20 protein-coding genes and 1 other RNA gene are annotated in these 20,072 nt (G+C 45.4%); 12 read left to right on the forward strand and 9 right to left on the reverse strand.

Annotated elements, in window-relative coordinates; all coding sequences use genetic code 11:
* Nucleotides 1–18: 18 nt before the first annotated feature.
* Genes KP625_RS09460 through KP625_RS09480 form a run of 5 tightly spaced genes read left to right on the forward strand, consistent with a single transcriptional unit; the run spans nucleotide 19 to nucleotide 5,579 of the window.
* Entirely contained in the window at nucleotides 19–1,608 is a 1,590-nt protein-coding gene (locus tag KP625_RS09460) for a spore germination protein (RefSeq protein ID WP_238297509.1), read from the forward strand.
* Nucleotides 1,589–3,175 carry a GerAB/ArcD/ProY family transporter gene (locus KP625_RS09465; RefSeq protein ID WP_238297511.1) on the forward strand — a complete coding sequence of 529 codons (1,587 nt, stop codon included), beginning with the start codon at nucleotides 1,589–1,591 and terminating at the stop codon, nucleotides 3,173–3,175. Before KP625_RS09460 ends, KP625_RS09465 begins: the two co-directional genes overlap by 20 nt.
* 32 nt (nucleotides 3,176–3,207) lie before the next feature.
* On the forward strand, nucleotides 3,208–4,032 hold the full coding sequence (locus tag KP625_RS09470; protein WP_238297512.1) for a stage II sporulation protein R: 825 nt from the start codon (nucleotides 3,208–3,210) through the stop codon (nucleotides 4,030–4,032).
* A 48-nt stretch (nucleotides 4,033–4,080) separates the two neighbouring features.
* Complete coding sequence (locus KP625_RS09475; protein ID WP_238297514.1) at nucleotides 4,081–5,133, forward strand: D-alanine--D-alanine ligase family protein; 1,053 nt, start codon at nucleotides 4,081–4,083, stop codon at nucleotides 5,131–5,133.
* A complete protein-coding gene (locus tag KP625_RS09480; RefSeq protein WP_177970239.1) occupies nucleotides 5,133–5,579 on the forward strand; it encodes a DUF1934 domain-containing protein in 447 nt (148 codons plus the stop codon). The genes KP625_RS09475 and KP625_RS09480 overlap by 1 nt, the downstream gene beginning before the upstream one ends.
* A 76-nt stretch (nucleotides 5,580–5,655) precedes the next feature.
* Here the strand turns inward: KP625_RS09480 and KP625_RS09485 are convergent, their stop codons facing one another.
* The 6 genes from KP625_RS09485 to KP625_RS09510 form a co-directional block, all read right to left on the reverse strand.
* Nucleotides 5,656–6,558 (reverse strand): CPBP family intramembrane glutamic endopeptidase, encoded by a 903-nt coding sequence (locus KP625_RS09485; protein WP_238297515.1) that lies wholly within the window; start codon nucleotides 6,556–6,558, stop codon nucleotides 5,656–5,658.
* The gene (locus tag KP625_RS09490) at nucleotides 6,545–7,144 is read right to left on the reverse strand and encodes a hypothetical protein (RefSeq protein ID WP_238297516.1); all 600 of its coding nucleotides are present in this window, start codon (nucleotides 7,142–7,144) and stop codon (nucleotides 6,545–6,547) included. The genes KP625_RS09485 and KP625_RS09490 overlap by 14 nt, the downstream gene beginning before the upstream one ends.
* Nucleotides 7,145–7,159: 15 nt before the next feature.
* Nucleotides 7,160–7,885, reverse strand: coding sequence for a lysophospholipid acyltransferase family protein (locus KP625_RS09495; protein WP_238297517.1), 726 nt, complete (start codon nucleotides 7,883–7,885; stop codon nucleotides 7,160–7,162).
* A gap of 11 nt (nucleotides 7,886–7,896) precedes the next feature.
* Nucleotides 7,897–9,429 carry a 4-alpha-glucanotransferase gene (gene malQ / locus KP625_RS09500; protein ID WP_238297518.1) on the reverse strand — a complete coding sequence of 511 codons (1,533 nt, stop codon included), beginning with the start codon at nucleotides 9,427–9,429 and terminating at the stop codon, nucleotides 7,897–7,899.
* Nucleotides 9,430–9,497: 68 nt separating this feature from the next.
* Entirely contained in the window at nucleotides 9,498–10,685 is a 1,188-nt protein-coding gene (locus KP625_RS09505; protein WP_238297519.1) for a pyridoxal phosphate-dependent aminotransferase, read from the reverse strand.
* 513 nt (nucleotides 10,686–11,198) lie between these two features.
* Nucleotides 11,199–11,792: a methyl-accepting chemotaxis protein gene (locus tag KP625_RS09510; protein WP_238297520.1), complete on the reverse strand. Its 594-nt coding sequence runs from the start codon at nucleotides 11,790–11,792 to the stop codon at nucleotides 11,199–11,201.
* Nucleotides 11,793–12,000: 208 nt separating this feature from the next.
* On the opposite strand from KP625_RS09510, the gene KP625_RS09515 reads away from it, so the two are divergent.
* The 3 genes from KP625_RS09515 (at nucleotide 12,001) to KP625_RS09525 (ending at nucleotide 14,710) form a co-directional block, all read left to right on the forward strand.
* A complete protein-coding gene (locus tag KP625_RS09515) occupies nucleotides 12,001–12,813 on the forward strand; it encodes a TatD family hydrolase (protein ID WP_238297521.1) in 813 nt (270 codons plus the stop codon).
* A gap of 10 nt (nucleotides 12,814–12,823) precedes the next feature.
* On the forward strand, nucleotides 12,824–13,675 hold the full coding sequence (rsmA, locus tag KP625_RS09520; protein ID WP_238297523.1) for a 16S rRNA (adenine(1518)-N(6)/adenine(1519)-N(6))-dimethyltransferase RsmA: 852 nt from the start codon (nucleotides 12,824–12,826) through the stop codon (nucleotides 13,673–13,675).
* A gap of 156 nt (nucleotides 13,676–13,831) precedes the next feature.
* Nucleotides 13,832–14,710, forward strand: coding sequence for a DUF6128 domain-containing protein (locus tag KP625_RS09525; RefSeq protein WP_238297525.1), 879 nt, complete (start codon nucleotides 13,832–13,834; stop codon nucleotides 14,708–14,710).
* 24 nt (nucleotides 14,711–14,734) lie between these two features.
* Here KP625_RS09525 and KP625_RS09530 read toward each other — a convergent pair whose 3' ends face one another.
* A complete protein-coding gene (locus tag KP625_RS09530) occupies nucleotides 14,735–15,280 on the reverse strand; it encodes a GNAT family N-acetyltransferase (RefSeq protein ID WP_238297526.1) in 546 nt (181 codons plus the stop codon).
* A 93-nt stretch (nucleotides 15,281–15,373) separates the two neighbouring features.
* Here KP625_RS09530 and tadA point away from each other — a divergent pair, with 93 nt between their 5' ends.
* From tadA to KP625_RS09550, 4 genes are all read left to right on the forward strand, one after another.
* Nucleotides 15,374–15,877, forward strand: a complete 504-nt coding sequence (tadA, locus tag KP625_RS09535; RefSeq protein ID WP_177969432.1) for a tRNA adenosine(34) deaminase TadA — start codon at nucleotides 15,374–15,376, stop codon at nucleotides 15,875–15,877.
* Nucleotides 15,878–15,975: 98 nt separating this feature from the next.
* An RNA gene (gene ffs, locus KP625_RS09540) (signal recognition particle sRNA large type) lies at nucleotides 15,976–16,238 on the forward strand.
* Between the two features lie 118 nt (nucleotides 16,239–16,356).
* Nucleotides 16,357–16,953 (forward strand): HD domain-containing protein, encoded by a 597-nt coding sequence (locus KP625_RS09545; RefSeq protein ID WP_177969433.1) that lies wholly within the window; start codon nucleotides 16,357–16,359, stop codon nucleotides 16,951–16,953.
* A gap of 108 nt (nucleotides 16,954–17,061) precedes the next feature.
* A complete protein-coding gene (locus KP625_RS09550; RefSeq protein WP_238297527.1) occupies nucleotides 17,062–18,474 on the forward strand; it encodes a flippase in 1,413 nt (470 codons plus the stop codon).
* A 77-nt stretch (nucleotides 18,475–18,551) separates the two neighbouring features.
* Here the strand turns inward: KP625_RS09550 and KP625_RS09555 are convergent, their stop codons facing one another.
* On the reverse strand, nucleotides 18,552–19,619 hold the full coding sequence (locus tag KP625_RS09555; protein WP_177969435.1) for an undecaprenyldiphospho-muramoylpentapeptide beta-N-acetylglucosaminyltransferase: 1,068 nt from the start codon (nucleotides 19,617–19,619) through the stop codon (nucleotides 18,552–18,554).
* Nucleotides 19,620–19,651: 32 nt separating this feature from the next.
* Complete coding sequence (locus KP625_RS09560; RefSeq protein WP_177969436.1) at nucleotides 19,652–19,894, reverse strand: TIGR03905 family TSCPD domain-containing protein; 243 nt, start codon at nucleotides 19,892–19,894, stop codon at nucleotides 19,652–19,654.
* Nucleotides 19,895–20,072 lie beyond the last annotated feature (178 nt).

A 20,072-nucleotide genomic window follows, 5' to 3' on the forward strand; every position in this document is an offset into this window, starting at 1 on the left:
TAGTTTGGAGGTTTTTTTATGGACTGGAAAGATCTGTATGATGATAAAAATAAACTCAAAGTGCCTTTGCGGAGTAGTCTCGCTGAGAATAAAAAGGTGTTGAATATATTATTTGATAACTGTGGTGATGTGGTACAGAAGTCTTTCGCGATGGAGCGGGCGGAGGGCATGGTGTATATGCACGTCATCTATATCGATGGATTGACCAAGAATGAAATGATTGAGGAGACAATCTTAAAGCCGCTTTCTTACGAATGGCGGGGAAACTCGGCAAGGGATGTCTGGGACAGCATCTTATATCAGGAGGTGCAGACAGCGGATATTGTAGAAGAGACATCGTTTGATAAGATGGTCGGGTCGATTCTGAAGGGAGATACCGCAATTTTAATCGATGGCTACGCGAGAGCCATGATTGTTTCGTCGAAGAAACTGCCCCTGCGTGGAATCTCTGAAAATGACACGGAAGGGGGGATGCGTGGTCCAAAGGATAGTTTCAATGAGGGATTCCGGCAGAGTACCGCGTTGATTCGTCGCCGGGTGAAGGATGCAAAGCTGCGTGTGGAACAAGATACGATCGGGGAGCGCACACGGACGGATTATGCGCTTGTGTATCTGGCAGATGTAGCATCCGAAGATCTGGTAAAGCGCGTGCGTGAGGATATGCATCGCTATGATATTGATGCAATCTATGACAGTGGAATGGCACAGCATCTGATGGAAAACTGGTATTCTCCATTTCCGACATTTCAGTCGACAACCAGACCGGACAAAGTGGCAGCAGGAATCACGGAGGGCAGAGTGGCAATCGTATTTGATAACTCACCGGAGGTGATCCTTGCACCCTGTAATCTGAATATGCTGCTGCAGACCTCGGATGATTATTATAATCGTTGGGCAGTTGGAACATTTGCGCGGATCATCCGGTATATCGCTGCATTTCTGGCGGTGTCTCTGCCGGGATTGTACATCGCGATCACGGTGTATCACAGTGACACCCTGCCGACGAAGCTTTTATATGCGATCGCATCGGCACGAAGCATGGTGACATTTCCGGTGATAGTCGAGATGCTTTTGATGGAGTTTTTGTTTGAGCTTCTGCGGGAAGCGGGGATACGTCTGCCGGGACCGCTTGGCAACACGATCGGTATCGTCGGGGGTCTGATCGTTGGGCAGTCTGCGGTGGAGGCGGGAATTGTGAGTACGATGGTTGTGATTGTGGTGGCTCTTACTGCGATCGCGAGTTTTGCAATTCCAAATGAGGAGTTTGCATCGGTATTTCGTCTGCTCAAGTTCTTCGTGATCATTCCGTCTGCAATCTGGGGATTGTATGGGTATATTTTGGCGCTTTTAGTGATTGTGGTGCATCTGTCCGGGTTAATGAGTTTCGGAATTCCGTATATGTATCCGGTGGTTGCCGGAAATGGAAAGCGGGCATATGCAAATCAGGATTTTGTATTTCGAGCCCCCATCTCGTGGATGCGGAAACGTCCGATCTTTGCACGGGAAGATGCGAGAGTGCGGTTGCGGGAGGATGTGGCTGGAACTAAGGAGAATGGTGGTGAACAGCTGACAGGAGAGGGGGAGAAACATGAATCTGACAGACGGTAAGATCTCAAAACGACAGTGGTTTCGTATGAGTTATCTTGAATGTGTAACGATCAGTATGATGATGATTCCCTATATTACGTTGTCGCTTGCGGGCAAATATCATGTGGCAGCGCTTGTGACCGGACTTGGGCTGGTTGTGTTTTATGGTGCATTGATGCTGTATCTGGCGAAATTTGTTCCATGTGGATATATCAATGCGATTCGTAATCATATGGGGTGGACATCTGGAATTTTGGATGTGTTGTATGCGATTCGTTATCTGATGCGCGCAACGTTGATCGCTGTATTTTTCTCTATGATTCTGCAGAAGTATCTGTTATCCAGTTTTTCGGTATGGTGGATTTTCCTGCCATTTCTTGGAATTACATTGTATGGTGCGTCCAAGACAATGGAAGGCAGGGGACGGATGTTTGAATTGCTGTTTGGCTGGATGGTTGTACCGCTTATTCTCATAGTCGTATTCTCTGTATCGAATATTGATATCGGTGCAATCGTGGCAGGTATTACGTCGCAGTCGCGGGTGTCCGGCGTGTTTAAGGGTGCTTATGCGATCCTTCTTGCACTGTCGCCTCTTGAACTGCAGTTATATAGTCGACCATGTGTCAAAGAGAAGGATAAAATGGGCGCAATCCGGCTTTTGCTGTGGATTGTATTTACGATTGTATTTGCATATCTGTTTATTGTGGCGATTCTTGGATATGGCTGGATGGCAAGTGAGACGACAGCATCGTTCAATGTGATGGAAGCGGCTTCTTTTCCCGGCGGAGCTGTTGCGCGGCTTGATTATCTTGTGATGTCGTTTTGGATCATCGGTGTATTTGCGGTTGTGAGTGGGTATCTGCATCAGACGAGGGACTTTTTATATTCGCTGTGTGAGGTGAAGCATAGAAGTGGACGGGTTATAACATTTGTCGTGATGTTCGTGTTTGCCTGTCTGATTGCATATGGCATGCAGTTTGAGTCAGTTGTGAAATATGGCATGCGGTATTTTCTGTATGCGGATCTTGCAATCGGCATTTTGTTTCCATTGATCGTTATGTGGGTGAAAATAAAGATGCGTGTGAAATGGGGAATCGGATTTGTATGCCTGACCGTGTTAGCTGCAATCGGCAGTGTATTGATCGGGAATGAAAAGCTTGGCAGACAATTTATCCAGAATGATTTTACAGCCACCGAGCAGAAGAAGGAGACTCTCGAGCACCGGGATTATGTGCAGAAAATGCAGGTCGAGACAGGGAAGAAAGGATATGAGTTTACGTTTGTAATTGCGGATATTGCAGGGTACGAAGGGGAAAACAGTATTGGACAGAAACTGTATCATGTGCAGGCGGAAAGTCTGGAGAAGGCAGCGGATCTGTATCGTGAGCAGGAGGAGCGGCAGTTGGATTTTGGACATATGAAGCAGATCGCTGCAGATATGACGAGACAGGAGATTCACCCGCTTTTGTTGGAGATCGGACATCGACCGGGAATCTCAAAGTCGATACCGGTTGTGATGGAAACAGGGCAGAAGAAATATATTTTACGGGAAATGATTAAGGCTGCGTATGGAAGGGAAAACTTGTAACCAGATATCAACTTTCGATGGAGGAATTGGTTATGGGTTATAGGATTCTTAAAGGAGCCATGGTTGGAATTTTGATCGGCGTATGTGGCGGTATCTTTCTTACAAGTGCCCTGCATATAGCAAGTGGGGGCAGTGTACGTGATGTGGTTAGTCTGTTCCGTGAGGGGAATATGAAATTATCCGTTGCAGATCAGGGGGCGCTTAATGCAGAGCTGCAGGAGGTATTTGGAGATAGAGATGCAGCGGCATTCGAAAGCAATCTGATTGGAACGGTGGACCAAAATGTTATTGGTGCAGATGTCTATGAGGATGCATTGAAAAGCCCGGAGGATGTGATCGTGCGGTTTCATGTACGTGCAAATAGTGACAGCGAAGCAGATCTGGAGTTAAAATACGCTGTGCGTGATGCGGTACTTTCCTTGCTTGCGGAGGATCTGCAGAAGGCGGAAAATGACAGCGAGGCAATCCTGTATCTGGCACAGAATCTGTCCGCAATTCGCGATACGGCGCGCACAGTTGTGGAGGATGCCGGGTATGCGTATGAGGTGAAGGCATATATTACGAGAGAGGAGTTTCCCATCCGGGAATATGGCGAGCTGGTGCTTCCGGCAGGAACCTACCGGGCGCTTCGCATAGATATCGGTGAGGCAAAGGGAGAGAACTTCTGGTGCATGTTGTATCCGATGATGTGTTACACGATGGACGCGGGTGCAGTTGTTGATTCGGCAGATACAGAGAAGCTTGCACAGGCACTTGATGAGGAAAGCTACGAGAAATTATTTGTGAAGCGGGACACGAAGCCCGGTGATGTCAAAGTAAAGTTAAAGATTCTTGAATGGTTGCAGGATAGATTCTAAGTTGCTATAATATGGGAAATAAATTATTTCCTATGAAAGGCAAAAACCATGAAAAAGAATCTAGCAGTAATATTTGGCGGCCGCTCATCCGAGCATGAAGTATCCTGCGTGTCAGTTGTTACAATTGTCAAAGCAGTAGATCTTGAGAAATACAACATGTTCCTGATCGGAATTACAAAAGACGGTGAGTGGAAGCTTGTAGAAGATATCGCAAGCATTGAGGACGGAAGCTGGAAGGAAAGTCCTGTTTCTGCAATTATTTCGCCTGATACAAAGGGTGGACTTATTATTTCGCAGGACGATATGATGAAGGTACAGCCAATCGATGTGATCTTCCCTGTATTGCATGGCATGTATGGTGAGGATGGAACGATTCAGGGATTGTTCGAGATGGCAGACATCCCCTATGTCGGATGTGGCGTGTTTGCTTCTGCAGCTTCTATGGATAAGTTTTATACAAAATTGGTGGTTGATACACTTGGAATTCGTCAGGCTGTTTATGTGCCGGTGCTGGCAGAACAACTAGAGGATATGGACGAGGTGACAGCCCGCGTCGAAGCAAAGCTTTCTTATCCGGTATTTGTAAAGCCTTCCAAGGCAGGTTCTTCCAAGGGCGTTTCCAAGGCGGATGACCGTGCAGCATTGGTTGTCGCTTTGAAGGAAGCTGCAAAGCATGATTATAAGATTTTGGTTGAGGAGACGATCGTCGGTCGTGAAATCGAGTGTGCCGTTCTTGGCTATGGTAAGGGTACAAAAGCATCACGCGTGGGAGAAATTCTTGCGGCAGCAGAATTTTATGATTTCGATGCCAAGTACAACAATGCAGAGTCTAAGACTGTAATCGGTGCTGATCTTCCGGACGGAAAAGAGGCAGAAGTGCAGAAGGATGCGGTTGCAATCTTCAATGCACTGGATGGATTCGGTCTTTCACGTGTAGACTTCTTCTTAGAGAAGGATACGAACGAGGTCGTATTTAACGAGATCAACACATTACCGGGCTTTACTTCCATCAGTATGTATCCAATGCTCTGGAAGGATAAGGGATATTCGATTGAGAGTCTGGTAGAGACTTTGATCGAGATGGCAAAGGAACGTCCATAATGAAAGCAGTCATTGAGTTTGAAAATATAGATGTGGAGACCGGTGAAGTGATGCGCTCGCAGGCGACAGCGCTGGCAAGCATGACCGAACAGGGGATGAAGCTTACCTATGTGGAGGATGTGTCCGGGGATGGACACAAGACACGCTGTACGATGTTGTTTTCCGACAACCGCCTTCGTGTGACGCGGAGTGGCGAATTGAATTCGGACTTCGTATATGAGCATGGCTTAACACATCATACAAAATACGCAACCGGCTATGGTTCGATTCCGGTGACCTTGCAGACGAAGCATTTCCTGCATACGGCAGAGGGTATTGATTATGCGGCAGCCGTTTTGGCAGAGGAATTTTCCTTACGCCTTGCACTGCAATATACGATGGAGATGGGAAATGAACTGCCGATGGAGCGGAAGATGAAGGTGCATGTACATAGTTTGGCGGATTAGATATGCCATACAGATGATTAAGTAAGAATAGAAAACCGGATGGATTACAACAAACATGTAAATCCATCCGGCTCTTTTATTTTTCTGTATTTCTCTTTTCTTTCTTCTTTCTCATCTTTCTCATCGCCAACCATACGAACAGCACCGTAAGTACCAGCGCGCCAGCCGTAATGATACTGCATCGTAACGTGTCCTCAAACCATACGGATGGAATGAATAGTACACTTAAGTTGATGCTGAAATGCAGGATCATGCTTGCAAGCAGTGTATCCGCTTTGTAAGCTACAAATCCAAGCAGACATCCTAAGATGCATGCGTAGATACCCTGTACGATATTGCCATGATATAGCCCGAACAGCACACCCTGAAACAGGATTGCGGAAGCACCTGGCATGTAGCGCTTTGCATACCCCATAATCACACCGCGGAAGAACAATTCTTCGCCGATTGGGGCGATAATAAATGTTGCAATAATCATCGGAACCGCCAGGTTTACACCGACAGCCTTTGAGACAAGCTCATAGTAGGCTGCAAAGGTGTCCGGAAACAGGGGACTTACTAAACTCAGGATTCCGTCCACCATAATCTGGATTGCAACACCGGCAAGCAATAAAAATGGAGTCCGTATAGAACAGACGCATGAAAAAATATTTTTCATGCGTCCTTTTGTATTATCTTCGGAAATGTTACTTCCTCGATAAAATATACGGTAATACCAGATTCCAAAGCAGATCAAAAATACAATGTGCTGTGCAAGTACAAGATATGCCTGATTCATGGGCTGGTTATAATCCATTTGTAAAATCTTGCCGATCGTATTGTCGCTGTTTGATTTGGCGTCGGAACGCATATTCTTGATAAAAAGAATCGCTACGTCAATAAAATTTAACACATATTGCGCCAACACAGCGACCAGAAAAGGTGTAAAGGAACCGATAATATCTTTTAAATTTGCCGGTTGCTTCTTACATCTTGTCACTGATCTTCTTCGCTCTTTCTTTCTCTCGACGAAGCTCTTCCTTAGACTTTTCAACTGGTTTGTCTTTGCCCTTGGATTTTGCTTTCTCGAGCATCTCGGTGTTCAACTGCTTCTGCATCTCAACCTGACGTTTCCGCATACGTGTACGCCAGTTGCTCTTCTTTTTCTTCTTTTTTCCAGTCTCTTCTTCCTGAGTCACCTTCTTGCCACGGACGCTCTTTACACTGATGATATAGATTCCGCTGACCATGGCTTTGACTTCGCCCCTGGTTGGAAGTTCATCAAAGATAGCATCGTCACAGATCATGTTCATAATCTGTGGCCCTACTTTAACTTTGGCGATTGGAAGCTTTGCCTTCTGATAACGTTTTGGTGTCTGTTCCATTACCATTTTAGGCAAATTGGCATCTTTTAATGGCAGCATCTTTTTATCGATAATCAGCATATTCATCGGCTGTGCAGCTTCCGCCATCTGTTCTCTCTGTGTATTTTGCTTCTTTTGCAGCTTGTCACCTACTTTGTAGAGCACGAATAAAAGTATCAGTGCCACTACGATGACAATAATCATAATTAACCACCAAGGCATGGTTTAAATCCTCCTCTAAATATTATTTTTATCGTACATATCCTGAATAAGCTGTGGAAATTCAGCATATCGCTCCTTGCGTTCCTTTGGTGGGAGCTCGCAAGGATAGATTGGTTTTCCGAATTCAATCGTTACGTTGTGGCTGCGAATCCGTCTCTTCGGTGCGGATTCAAGCATCAGATCGGAACGACAGATTGATACCGGAACAATCGGGGATTTTGACTTCTCCGCCATCTTATATCCGCCCTCACGGAATGGCAGGAGTGTGTCAGTTTGATTCCTTGTTCCCTCCGGGAATACGACCATCGAATGTCCCTGCTTCATGTATTCGGTTCCCTGCTTAATCACGGATAAGCCTTGCTTGATATCGTCCCTGTCTAAGAACAGACATCCGATATCCCGCATATAAAGTGGGAGAAGCGGAATCTTTTCCATTTCTTTTTTTGCAAGGAAGCCAAGTGGCTTTCCGATTGCTTCATGATAGATCAGGATGTCAAAATAACTGCGGTGGTTGCCAACGAATAACACCGGCCCATCCTGCGGTATATTTTCTTTTCCGATGACGTTCACCTTGCATCCAGACAGCTTTAATTCCAGACGGAAGAAGCCGGATACAAACCTGCGTGCTTTTCCCCATGATTTCTCAGGATTTTTCTTCCATAATTGTTTCATGTAGAGATGGTATGGCAGACAGAAGAACAGTGCCACCATCAATACGATTCCAACTCCCAATGTTTTCATAGATACACCTCTTATCGTCCAAACATTTTACAGGTTTCATATAATCTTGCTTCGAGTTCATGTGTCAGTGCTTCTTCTTTGTATCTCCATGCCCAGTTTCCTTCGCCGACACCCGGTGTGTTCATACGGGCCCAGGAATCTAAGCATAACACATCCTGCATAGGTACGATTGCCATGTTTGCAACAGAGCCAAAACATGCTCGAATCATAATCCAGCAGATATCATTACCATCGGTTGAGAAGTAGCGGCGGAGCTTGTCTTTGGAAGCTTCATATGCGTGCTTATACCAGCCGAGGGTTGTATCGTTGTCGTGTGTACCCGTATAGCAGACACAGTTACGAACAAAATTGTGTGGAAGGAAATCATTTTCTTCCGGATTCTCAAATGCAAACTGCAATACTTTCATGCCAGGCAGCCCGAATTTGTCACGAAGCTCGATAACCGAATCATCGATCTCACCAAGATCCTCGGCGATAATCGGAAGATGGTAACCAAGCGTTGCCTCTAACTGTGTAAAGAAGTTTACGCCCGGTGCCTCTACCCATTTTCCGTTGATTGCAGTTGACTCGCCATAAGGAATGGCCCAGTATTTATCAAAACCACGGAAGTGGTCGATGCGCAGGAAGTCGGAGAGTGTCAGTTGGTGACGGATACGGTTCAGCCACCACTCATAACCGGTCTCTGTATGCTTCTTCCAGTTGTAAAGCGGATTGCCCCACAACTGTCCGGTCGCTGAGAAATAATCCGGTGGAACTCCGGCAACAACGGTTGGGTATCCTTTGGAATCGAGCTGGAACAGGTTCTGGTTTGCCCATACATCCACACTGTCCCAAGCCATGAAGATTGGTATGTCCCCTACGATGGAAATGCCCTTGTCGTTTGCGTATTTCTTCAAAGTTGTCCATTCATAATAGAACAGGAACTGGATGAATTTGTAGTAGCCCATCTCTGTATCAAGCTTCTTCGCCCAGGATGCCTTCTGCTTTTTGGTTGGTTTCTTCAGGTTATCCTCCCACATGTACCAAGGCATGCCCTGATGATAGTCTTTGCCTGCCATGAACAATGCGTAATCTTCCAGCCAGACAGATGTCTCGCAGAAATTATCATATGCCTGTTTCATTTCCGGATTGTCATGGATGCCATCGGATAGCGACTCATCGTGGAACCGGGAGTAAGCAAGTTTCAACAAACCGGTCTTAAACTCGATTAATTCACCATAATTAATCTGCTCAGGATTCCATGCCGGCATATCCCGGAAGTCTTCATCATAAAGAAGATGCAACTCCTTCAGATGATCCAGGCTGATGATAAGCGGCTGTCCCGCAAATGCAGAGAAAGGCTGATATGGAGAATCTCCAAATCCGGTATGTCCGAGTGGCAGTACCTGCCATGTGTTCAGTCCTGAACGTTCCAGAAAATCAACAAATCTATAAGCTCCTGCACCCAGCTCACCGATGCCGTAAGGCCCCGGAAGTGAGGTTGGATGAAGCAGGATCCCCGTGTATTTCTTTGGCTTTTTACTAGTGCCAGCTTCTTTCTCCATAATATTTTTGTCCTCCTAATTATGTATCTCCTATAAACCAAACTTCATTATACCGAAAAAACCGGAAATTATCTATATAATTTGTAAAGTTTTTCAAAGAGTGGAATGGCTTTTTCGACCATATCCGTTGTCACGCAGTAGGAGATCCGGAAATGCCCCGGACATAAGAAGCTGTCACCCGGTACGATAATCAGATTCAACTCTTTGGCTGCGCGCCAGCAGAACTCATTTGCATCTTCCGTCAATGCACGAGGAAACATGTAGAAGGTTCCACCCGGCTCGACGATTTCGTAGCCGATGCGTGTCAGTTCTTTATATAAAAGATTCTTGTTTGTCTCATAGATTGACAGGTCGCTTGTCTGATCAAGCACAGACTCCACAGCCATCTGTATAATGGAAGGTGGGCAGTTATGTCCGGTAAATCTGGAGATCTGACCAGCCATAAGTACCAGAAGCTTCGCATCCTCGCAGGCTGGGTTTACAGCCATGTAACCGATACGCTCTCCAGGCAGAGATACAGACTTACTGAAGGAATAACAGCAGATCGTATTCTCATATAACTTGGAAATGAATGGTGCGTCTACACCGGCAAATACAATCTCACGGTAAGGCTCATCGGAAATCAGGTAGATCGGATGTCCGTATTCCTTCTCTTTTGCACGAAGGATATCCGCCAGCTTCGTGATCGTGGCAGTTGAATACACGATACCGGAAGGGTTGTTCGGAGAGTTAATCAGGATTGCCTGTACATTTGGATTCAGGGCTTTCTCAAACTCTTCAAAATTAATCTGGAATGTGGTGATATCTGCCGGAATTACAGTAAGCTTTGCTCCGGTTCCTGTCACATACGGAACATATTCCGGAAAGTAAGGAGCAAAAGTGATGACCTCATCGCCATCCTTTGTCACGCAGCGAAGCGCATGTGCCAGTGCACTGGCTGCCGCACTCGTCATAAAGATATGATCCATCGTGTAATTCATGCCAAAACGCTTATTCAAAGAATCGGCAACTGCCTGTCTCGTAGATGGAAGTCCAAGCGATGGGCTGTAGCTGTGCAGCTTCACCGGATCTTCTGTTTGAAGTAATTCAATCATACGATCTGTAAATGTCTGCGGAACTGGAACAGAAGGATTTCCGATGGAGAAGTTGTAGATGTTTTCTTTTCCAATTTCTGCGCCCTTCTTGTTTGCATAGTCAAAGAACTGGCGAATAACGGAACCTTTTCCTGTCATATCCTTGTAGAATTCGTTAATCATGGATTTATTTTCCTTTCTTTTTGTTAATTTGCGAAATGTACTTGAATTTGAATATATGCCTGCATCCACTTCGGCAAGTATAAATATGTTTGGAACTTAGAAGTTCTTGATGTTCTGTAAGTATGTAGCAATGGTTGAACACGATGTTCAACCAAGCCGCCACTGAGCCACGGATGGCGAATTGGCGGCGGTTGCGTGCCTGATCAACATGTATGTCAGAACATCTAGTACTTCTTAGTTTCAATACATCATATATTTGCCGAAGTGGATGCAGGTAATATATATACAAATTCAAGTGCATTTCGCAATTATTGAGTTTAAGTGTGAATGAATCGTGATAAACAGAAAACAAGTGGCGAGAAAAACCGGGGAGGGAATTAATTCGCCACTTGTTTGAGGGGAGAGAGGATTCAAATATATGAAAAGCTCTTACAATGCATACTATACCAATAAATTGTGTCTAAAATATGTTCTATTTGTGAAAAAGTTTTCACATCCTCAAATCCCTGCTGTTTATTCAGCTTCAAAGTTCTTGATGGATGCATCAAGCTTCTGTAAAGTCTTCTGAATAGAGTCATTGATAACACCAGATTCATGTGCCATCTTACCAAACTCATGTGCAACAACGGTGAATCCGCGGCCTGCCTCGCCTGCACGTGCAGCTTCGATGGAAGCATTCAGTGCAAGGATATTCTGTTTATTCTCAATCTTCTTTAATCCCTGGGATTTTCCGGCAAGCTCCTTGATCAGGGCAGCAGCACCGTCAATCTCTTCGTTGAAAGAAGCAATGGCTTCTTCGTATTTCTTCTTGTGGTAACCAGCCTCCAACAGATTCTGAACAGCAGCAACCAGAATAGCGGCAGCAGCTTCAACAACTTCTTCATCGGTATCCTCATCCAGAGGTCCTCCAACTACAGTTGCGACTTCGACATCATCTACTTCGATGCTCTCGCTGAATGCTTCTACATTGTTTCTGGAGAAACCGAGCTTGTTAGAGAGGAAGTTTCCTTCGTCATCCAATACGACCGCAATCATGTGTGTAGCGGCAGCCCATTGTTCCAGAATATTGTCAAGTGCTTCCATATCTAAATAATCATTAATAGTCATATAATGCTCCTCCTTGCGTGTACAAATACCTAAATAACATTTTACCGAATTTACAACGGGATTTCAATAGCGGAAGGAAAGAATTTCAGGAATATTATAGAGAATAGGGGCAGATCAGACAGTGGATGCACAGATATTTGTGACTGGGGTTGCATGAATATCCGGTGTAGGGTAAAATAAACGCATTATTATGGTAAGGCAAGGTTAAATGAAGATGATTCATATATTTGATACACATGCACATTATGATGATGAAAGCTTTGATGCAGATAGGGAACAACTTCTGGCAGGATTTGAAGCACAAGGTGTACACGCGGTGACGAACATCGGAACGAATATCAGGGCGAGTGAAGAGACGGTTCGGATGACTGAAAAATACGAGAATATGTATGGCGTGGTCGGTATCTTTCCTTCTGAGGTCGCGGAGCTGGAGAATCCCGACAATGCAGCGCGTTTGAAGGAACTTGCAAAACATGAAAAAATCGTGGCAATCGGCGAGATCGGACTCGATTATCATTACGAAGAAACAGACAGGGTATTGCAGCACAAATGGTTCGCCGGACAGATGGAGATTGCACGGGAATTAAAGCTTCCGATTGCCATTCACAGCCGGGACGCGGCACAGGATACGATTCAGATCATGCGAGCTTCCCGCGCAGAGGAAATCGGTGGTGTGATTCATTGTTATTCTTATTCGAAAGAGAGTGCACGTGACTTTCTGAATATGGGATTTTACTTCGGTATCGGTGGTGTTGTGACATTTAAGAATGCGAAGAAGTTAAAGGAAGCAGTGGCGTATATCCCGCTTTCAAATATTGTGCTCGAGACGGATGCGCCGTATCTGACCCCGGAGCCATTTCGCGGTAAGAGGAATGATTCATCCAAGCTCGTCTATGTGGCACAGGCGATTGCGGATATCAAGCAGATCCCCGTAGAAAAGGTGTATGAGGCAACCTGGAAAAATGCGCATCAGATGTATAACATCCAGGCAAACCAGAATCAGACAAATAAAGAAATGTAGGAGTAACGGCATGGAAAAGTTAAGCAATCCGAAAGTCACAATTGAGATTATACAGAAATATAATTTTGCATTTCAGAAGCGGTTCGGTCAGAATTTTCTGATTGACGGACATGTGATCGAGAAGATCATCCGGGCGGCGGAGATCACGAAGGATGATGTAGTACTGGAGATTGGTCCGGGAATTGGCACGATGACGCAGTATTTGGCAGAGGCGGCGGGGGAAGTGTTCGCCGTGGAGATTGATAAGAATCTGCTTCCGATCCTTGGAGAGACGCTTGCAGAGTACGATAATGTCACGGTTGTAAATGAGGATATTCTGAAGGTGGATATCATGGCATTGACCGGTGGCAGACCGGTGAAGGTTGTAGCGAATCTTCCATATTACATTACAACGCCGATTATCATGGGACTTTTTGAGAACCATATCCCAGCGACATCCATCACGGTTATGGTACAAAAAGAAGTTGCCGAGCGGATGCAGGCAGGTCCGGGCGGAAAGGACTATGGCGCATTGTCTCTTGCCGTGCAGTATTATGCGGAACCTTATATCGTAGCAAATGTGCCGCCGAATTGTTTTATGCCGCGTCCAAATGTCGGCTCGGCAGTCATCCGGCTGACCAGACACGCGGAGCCGAAGATCATCGTGCAGGATGAGAAGTTTATGTTCCGGCTGATTCGTGCGTCATTTAACCAGCGGAGAAAAACACTTCAAAATGGTATCAACAATTCTGCCGAATTATCAATCAGTAAAGACTCTGTTGTGGAAGCACTGCGGGAGATGGGACTCTCTGAGAGTATTCGCGGGGAAGCGCTGACCTTGGAACAGTTTGCAAAGCTTTCCGATTTGTTGAGTGAAAAATAATGTCGAACAAAATTTGTGTTAAATGGACAAGCACCGGCATACATATATAGTACGTATTGTCAGAAGATTGTGAAAATGCACGGTGTATGGGGATATATTTGTGCAGCATGACTTACAATCTCTGCGAAGAAGTATGAAGGGGGAGCGTGGTCTGTGATGCAGCAGAGGAGATGGGTGTCTTATATTTACCGGTATCGTGAGTATGTGAGATGCGAGATTGCCGGATTCATCAAAGTACAGAGAATCAGCAACAAAAATACGGATGTGACAAGAATACGAATGGGGATGAAAATGTATAAGGAATATGCGTGTACGTGTTATGCATATCTGCTGTGGCACGGGCAGGCGAAGCCATTTACGACTGTGCAGTTTGCGGCAGGGGAGCGCGACACGATACTGTCAAGCGTGGAGCTTCCGTGGAACAATCCGCTTGGCGATGGTGTTGCATTCCCGGACTATGATGGCGTGTATTTCGTGTGCGATGATGGCGAGATCTTAGCCGGTATCTGGGTAGCAGAACGCTATGATCTGCGGCAGGTGCAGGTGGCAGACCGGCAGGAGCAGGACGAACTTGTGGAAGAGGAAGAGCCGATGGTCGAATATGCGGGTGCCGGGGCAAAGCCACAGGAGGAGATCTTTGAAGAAATTCCGCAGATTCCGCTTCCTTCGGACACAAATGGATATCAGGAGATGATCGCGACATATCCGAAACTGCCATTATTTGCCGGAAGTCAGATTGTGGATGGTGTGAAGATTGCACCGCAGGATATCGGGAAGCTGGATATGGCGAACTGGAAGCTGGGAGTGAACAGCTTTCTCGCACATGGATATTACAAATATCAGTATCTAATGCTTGGAACAGTGAAGATGAATAAGGCGGAACTGCGAGTGATCGGTGTGCCGGGAATCTTCACGAACAAAGAACGGTACTTGGCGAATATGTTTGGATTTCGTGTATTTATCCCGGTTCGAAAGACAAAGATCCTGACCGGAAACTTTGGTTATTGGGTGTCTGAAGTCGTGGAACGTCAGTGACAGGGATGGATAGAATATAGGTATCTATAGGAGTTTTGTATAACGCATCAGATCAACGTAGTGCCCTAAAATATTGGCACTCTGTGGCTCAAACTGCAACGGGCGGAATCCAAGCTTTGTAGCAAGTGTGATGGACGCAATATTATCCGGATGGATGCGGGCATCCACACGGTGAATCTGGTAGTCGTGTTCAAGTACATAGAGAGCCGCTTCACACGCTTCGTAAGCGATACCATGGTTTTGATAGAGGGCGTCTACTTTGTAGCCGATTTCCGCATAAGGCTCACGGCCTGTGCGGTAGATATTCAGATTGATAGCGCCGATGATCTTATCCGGACGATCTTTCAGGTAGATGTAATAGCGCAGGAAGGTTCCCATGGTATATGCGATGTATTCGCGGTGCAGGGAAGACCAGTGGTAGTCCTGTGTGTAAAAGGATGCCGGGCGTGTTGGTTCGTACTGCTCGAATGGGAGCCGGTTACGCAGATAGAGATCTAAGACCTGTTTGGCCTTTGACTCATTTTCTACGCGTAAGATTAAACGGCTTGTGTATTTGATCAGTGGTCCCATGGCGTCTCCTTTCTGCTGGCTTCATCTCCAAGTCAGTATAGTACATTTTGTGGGAACACACAATAAAAGGAACCAAAATTTACGAGGTACAATATGAGAAAATTAAGCGAGGATGAACGATATATGCGGCAGGCGGTGACACTTGCGAAGAAGGCAGCAGCGAATGGGGATGTGCCGATCGGCTGTGTGATTGTGTATGAAGGGAAAGTGATTGCGCGAGGATATAACCGGCGGAATGTGGACAAGACGACACTCGCACATGCGGAGATCATGGCAATCCGAAAAGCATCCAAGGTGATTGGAGACTGGCGGCTCGAGGATTGCACGCTCTATGTGACGCTGGAACCTTGTCAGATGTGTGCCGGAGCCATTGTGCAGGCGCGGATTCCGAAGGTTGTGATAGGATGTATGAATCCAAAAGCGGGATGCGCAGGCTCGATTCTGAATCTGCTGGATATGAAACAGTTTAATCATCAGGTAGATGTGACAAGAGGTGTTCTGGAAGAAGAATGTTCCACCATGATGTCTGCATTTTTCGCAGAGTTGCGTGCGAAAAAGAAGGAGAAAAGCAGGAAAGAAAATGGTGGGATGTCTTGACTTTACATAATTATTTTTATATACTGTAAAGGTATTTGTCGGTCTGTATCCAAATTATGGGATACGGGACGGATATGCGTGGACTTGTTATAAAATTTCCGTGCAGCCGGGGAGATAGCGGTGCCCTGTACCCTCAATCCGCTACAGAGGGGGTGATGGCTGGTTTCGGGTTGTCTCCTTGTGAGGCTGCCCTCGGTAAGTGGCGTTGATGTTTGGGTCTTGCGCGACAGGAATCTATGAACCGTGTCAGGTCGGGAACGAAGCAGCACTAAGTAGAACCTCCTGTGCGCCGCGAGGCAGCCTGGACTGAGTTAACTGCCCCGGTAACGCTCATGAGAGCTTCACAACACCAGCCGCACGGTAAAAAAAATATAAAATACAGGTAGTAATTTTGGTAAAAAAATGGTATCATTTTAGAGATAGGTAAATGATACCTAACTTTGGGAAGAACAAAAGAATCGGGTGGCAAAAACAAAGGCATGAGTGTAAATTATGCAGAAGTAATTGAATATGTCAAGAAGATGACTTCTGAGAACGGCAGGCCTTCCAACTATCCATTTCGCAGCCGGTTTGAACATACGATGCGTGTGTATCGATGGGCGATCAAGTTACAGTCAAAGCTTGGTGGAGATCTGGATGTGATTGTACTTGCAGCACTGCTTCATGATATCGGATGGGATGATGAACGTCCGCACGGGGAAGTCGGTGCAGAGCTTGCAGTTGAGTATATGGACAGTATCGGAATTGATCCGGATATCATTCGTCGTGTGGGCGAGATTATTATGATTCACGAGGATAAGGATTCGGATGCGGATTTGTCTTTGGAATGTAAGATTGTGATGGATGCGGATCTGCTGGATGAAGTTGGTGCAATCAGCGTTCTGTGGGATTCGATGGCGACTGCGAGTGAAGATGATGCAAGCTATAAGAAAGCGTATTATCGGATCAAGAATTATTATAGAAATAACAAACCAAAGATTCGAAGATGTAAGACAGATGCAGCCAGAGCAGAATATACAAAGCGTATGCAGCTGCTTGACAGTTTCATCTTCCAGTTGGAAAAAGAATTATTTTAAAAGCTGTTACGTTGTGTGACAGCTTTTATTTTTCGGATATTTATGTAAGTATAAAAGGGATAAAATTTGGAAAAGAAGAGATCATTAGGTGTTAATTTTATATTTAATATGATGCGGACTATGATGGGTGTAATCATTCCGCTCATTACATTTCCGTATTCGTCCAGAGTGCTCGGACCTGTGGCGCTTGGCAAAGTTGACTATGCGCAGGCGAACATGACATATTTTACGTTGCTGCAGGCGTTTGGCATTGGTGGATATGCAATCCGTGAGGGGGCGCGTATCCGGGATGACCGAAAGAAGATGGACGAGTTTGCCAGTGATATGTTGTCAATCAATCTGATCACATCCGCAATTGCATATATTCTTTTCTTTGCAGCGCTTGCGATACCAAAGCTGGCTGGATATAGGACGTTGATGCTCCTTTTTTCAACGACGATCATTCTTTCGACGATCGGTGTTGAGTGGCTGTACAATATTTACGAAGAATACCAGTATATTACGATCCGATCATTCTTCTTCCAGATTGTGTCGGTGGTGATGCTGTTTACCTGTGTCAAATCCGAGAATGATTATATGATATATGCGTTGACGATGGTAATATCCAGTGTCGGTTCCAATATCATGAATTTTATCCGTGCAAGAAAGTATGTGACCTTCCGTTTTCATATAAGCAGAGGGTTATGGCAGCATATAAAGCCAATGTCTTATATTTTTCTGCTGGATGTCGCGTCATCGGTATATCTGGTTATGGATCGTTCGATGCTTGGGTATATCACGGGAGACGACGGAGAGGTCGGATTATATGCGGCGGCAATCAAGATTGCTTCGGTGCTGACATCTTTTTTTGGATCGTTAAATGCTGTCATCCGGCCTCGGGTTGCATATATGATGGAACGGGATGAGAAGCAGGCAGAACAGTTGAACGATTTGACGGCAAGATTGATTTTATTGTTCAATATTCCAATGGCAATCGGGATGTTCTGTCTCAGCCGGCAGGTTCTGCATTTATTTGCAGGAAGTAAATATCTGGATGTTACAACGACGATGCAGGTGTTAATGTTGAATGTGATCGTTGCAACCTTCAATGGTTTTTTGATTAATCAGTTGTTTATCGTGCACCGGAAGGATAAATGGGCATCCACGGGAGTAGTGATTGGAGCAGTCACGAATATCTGTCTGAATGCAATCACGATTCCGCTTATGGGAAAATTCGGTGCGGCAATCAGTACCGTGATAGCAGAATGTGCAATCTTCATATATGCAAGTATCAAGGCAAGAGAGATGTATCCGGTTACAAAGTTAGGAAAACAGGTGCTTCAGAGTGTCATCGCATGTGTTCCGATTGTTGGAATCTTTGAACTTTGTTCGGCAAAACAGTTTTCGGATCTTCTGACGGTTGCATTGACCGTTGCAGGTGGTGCAATCGGATATTTTGTGATTATGTTACTGTTTCGGAATCAATTGGTACTGGATGGGATAGAGAAGATAAGAGAACGGTTCTCTCGAATATCAATCTAAAACGATTAATAAAAATAAATCCCCTGAGTTGTGTCTCGGCTAATACCAAGCAGAGATATGTTCAGGGGATTTTTGTTTTATTTATCTGCTAATTCGTCGATCATATCACAGATCATGGTAATGGCATCGGACTTCGTAGAAAGTTCCATCGCCTTGATATAGTGATCGTGATTTTCGTATACCTCATTGACAGCAGCGAGCAGGGAATCATTCGTCAGATCTTCTTCCAGTAATAACTTCGCGTAGCCCCGCTTGTCGAAGGACTGGGCATTTAAGATCTGGTCACCTCGGCTTGCGGCAAGCGATAACGGAATCAGAACACTTGGTTTGCGAAGTGCCAAAAGTTCACAGATTGCATTCGCTCCGGCACGGGAGACAACGATGTCTGCAAGGGCAAGCAGATCGGCTAATTCCTGTTTGATGTAGTCAAACTGCACATAATGTTCGGTGCCAATATAGCTTTCGTCGATATTTCCCTTTCCACAGAGGTGAATGACATTGTATTTCTTCGTCAGTTCCGGGAGACAGGCACGAATAGCCTCATTTACACGGACGCTTCCGGAACTGCCGCCGATGACTAAAAGTGTCGGGCGGACTTCCTTAAAACCACAGAATGTCATTGCCTTCACTGCATCGCCCGCAAATAATTCCTGACGGATCGGAGTTCCGGTTACAACAGCCTTTCCCGCAGGAAGATTCTCCATTGTCTCTGCGAAATTGCAGCAGACTTTGGAAGCTTTTGGAATACTGATCTTATTTGCCAGCCCCGGTGTCATATCGGATTCGTGTATGATACATGGAATCTTTTTTGCGCTTGCTGCAAGTACGACAGGAACAGAGACAAATCCACCTTTGGAAAATACGACATCCGGCTGTAATTCTTTCATGAGTTTCTTTGCTTCGTTCAGCCCCTTGATTACACGGAATGGGTCAGAGAAGTTCCGCATGGAAAAATAACGGCGCAGCTTTCCTGTTGCAATTCCATGATATGGGATGCCCATATCTTCAATTAGTTTTTTCTCCATTCCATCATAGGAACCGATATATTGAATATCATAGCCTCGTTCCTTTAAGGTTGGAATAAGAGCCATATTCGGTGTTACATGACCGGCGGTACCGCCACCGGTTAAGATAATACGCTTCATGAATGGTTGATCCTCCTACTTTAACCTTGAACCTATGCGTGAAGTGCCTGCTTTAATGCCTGTGCGAGCTGATCCGGGCAGGATGTGCTCTTGAATCCGCAGGTCGTTCCTTCCAGTCGGTTGATAACTTCTTCTGCATCCATGCCCTCCACAAGCTGTCCGATGCCTTTTAAGTTTCCGTTGCACCCGCCTGTGAATTTTACATTGTGCACCTTACCATCTGTAATCTCAAATTCTATCATCTGGGAACAGGTTCCCTTTGTCTTATACGTCATGGTGAATCATCCTTTCTCTTGTGTAACTGTATATAGATAAGTATACGCTTAGTAAAAGATATTATAGCATAAATATAAAGTTCCTTAAACCCATATTTTCTGTCACATTTACAAGGATTTTTACGACCGAACAGGGGTTGCATTCTGAAGTTCATCTTCTCTATAATCGCCATCAGAC

The sequence above is a fragment of the Eubacterium sp. MSJ-33 genome (assembly GCF_022174665.1).
Lineage (GTDB): Bacteria > Bacillota > Clostridia > Lachnospirales > Lachnospiraceae > Coprococcus_C.

Bases quoted from the DNA above. Each gene is read 5' to 3' on its own strand.
- KP625_RS09470 (WP_238297512.1), top strand. From the start codon at position 3,208: ATGGGTTATAGGATTCTTAAAGGAGCCATGGTTGGAATTTTGATCGGC.
- malQ (WP_238297518.1), bottom strand. From the start codon at position 9,429: ATGGAGAAAGAAGCTGGCACTAGTAAAAAGCCAAAGAAATACACGGGG.
- KP625_RS09545 (WP_177969433.1), top strand. From the start codon at position 16,357: ATGAGTGTAAATTATGCAGAAGTAATTGAATATGTCAAGAAGATGACT.
- tadA (WP_177969432.1), top strand. From the start codon at position 15,374: ATGAGAAAATTAAGCGAGGATGAACGATATATGCGGCAGGCGGTGACA.
- KP625_RS09460 (WP_238297509.1), top strand. From the start codon at position 19: ATGGACTGGAAAGATCTGTATGATGATAAAAATAAACTCAAAGTGCCT.
- KP625_RS09530 (WP_238297526.1), bottom strand. From the start codon at position 15,280: ATGGGACCACTGATCAAATACACAAGCCGTTTAATCTTACGCGTAGAA.
- KP625_RS09475 (WP_238297514.1), top strand. From the start codon at position 4,081: ATGAAAAAGAATCTAGCAGTAATATTTGGCGGCCGCTCATCCGAGCAT.
- KP625_RS09510 (WP_238297520.1), bottom strand. From the start codon at position 11,792: ATGACTATTAATGATTATTTAGATATGGAAGCACTTGACAATATTCTG.
- rsmA (WP_238297523.1), top strand. From the start codon at position 12,824: ATGGAAAAGTTAAGCAATCCGAAAGTCACAATTGAGATTATACAGAAA.
- KP625_RS09515 (WP_238297521.1), top strand. From the start codon at position 12,001: ATGAAGATGATTCATATATTTGATACACATGCACATTATGATGATGAA.
- KP625_RS09480 (WP_177970239.1), top strand. From the start codon at position 5,133: ATGAAAGCAGTCATTGAGTTTGAAAATATAGATGTGGAGACCGGTGAA.
- KP625_RS09495 (WP_238297517.1), bottom strand. From the start codon at position 7,885: ATGAAAACATTGGGAGTTGGAATCGTATTGATGGTGGCACTGTTCTTC.
- KP625_RS09490 (WP_238297516.1), bottom strand. From the start codon at position 7,144: ATGCCTTGGTGGTTAATTATGATTATTGTCATCGTAGTGGCACTGATA.
- KP625_RS09550 (WP_238297527.1), top strand. From the start codon at position 17,062: ATGATGCGGACTATGATGGGTGTAATCATTCCGCTCATTACATTTCCG.
- KP625_RS09505 (WP_238297519.1), bottom strand. From the start codon at position 10,685: ATGATTAACGAATTCTACAAGGATATGACAGGAAAAGGTTCCGTTATT.
- KP625_RS09555 (WP_177969435.1), bottom strand. From the start codon at position 19,619: ATGAAGCGTATTATCTTAACCGGTGGCGGTACCGCCGGTCATGTAACA.
- KP625_RS09525 (WP_238297525.1), top strand. From the start codon at position 13,832: ATGCAGCAGAGGAGATGGGTGTCTTATATTTACCGGTATCGTGAGTAT.
- KP625_RS09560 (WP_177969436.1), bottom strand. From the start codon at position 19,894: ATGACGTATAAGACAAAGGGAACCTGTTCCCAGATGATAGAATTTGAG.
- KP625_RS09465 (WP_238297511.1), top strand. From the start codon at position 1,589: ATGAATCTGACAGACGGTAAGATCTCAAAACGACAGTGGTTTCGTATG.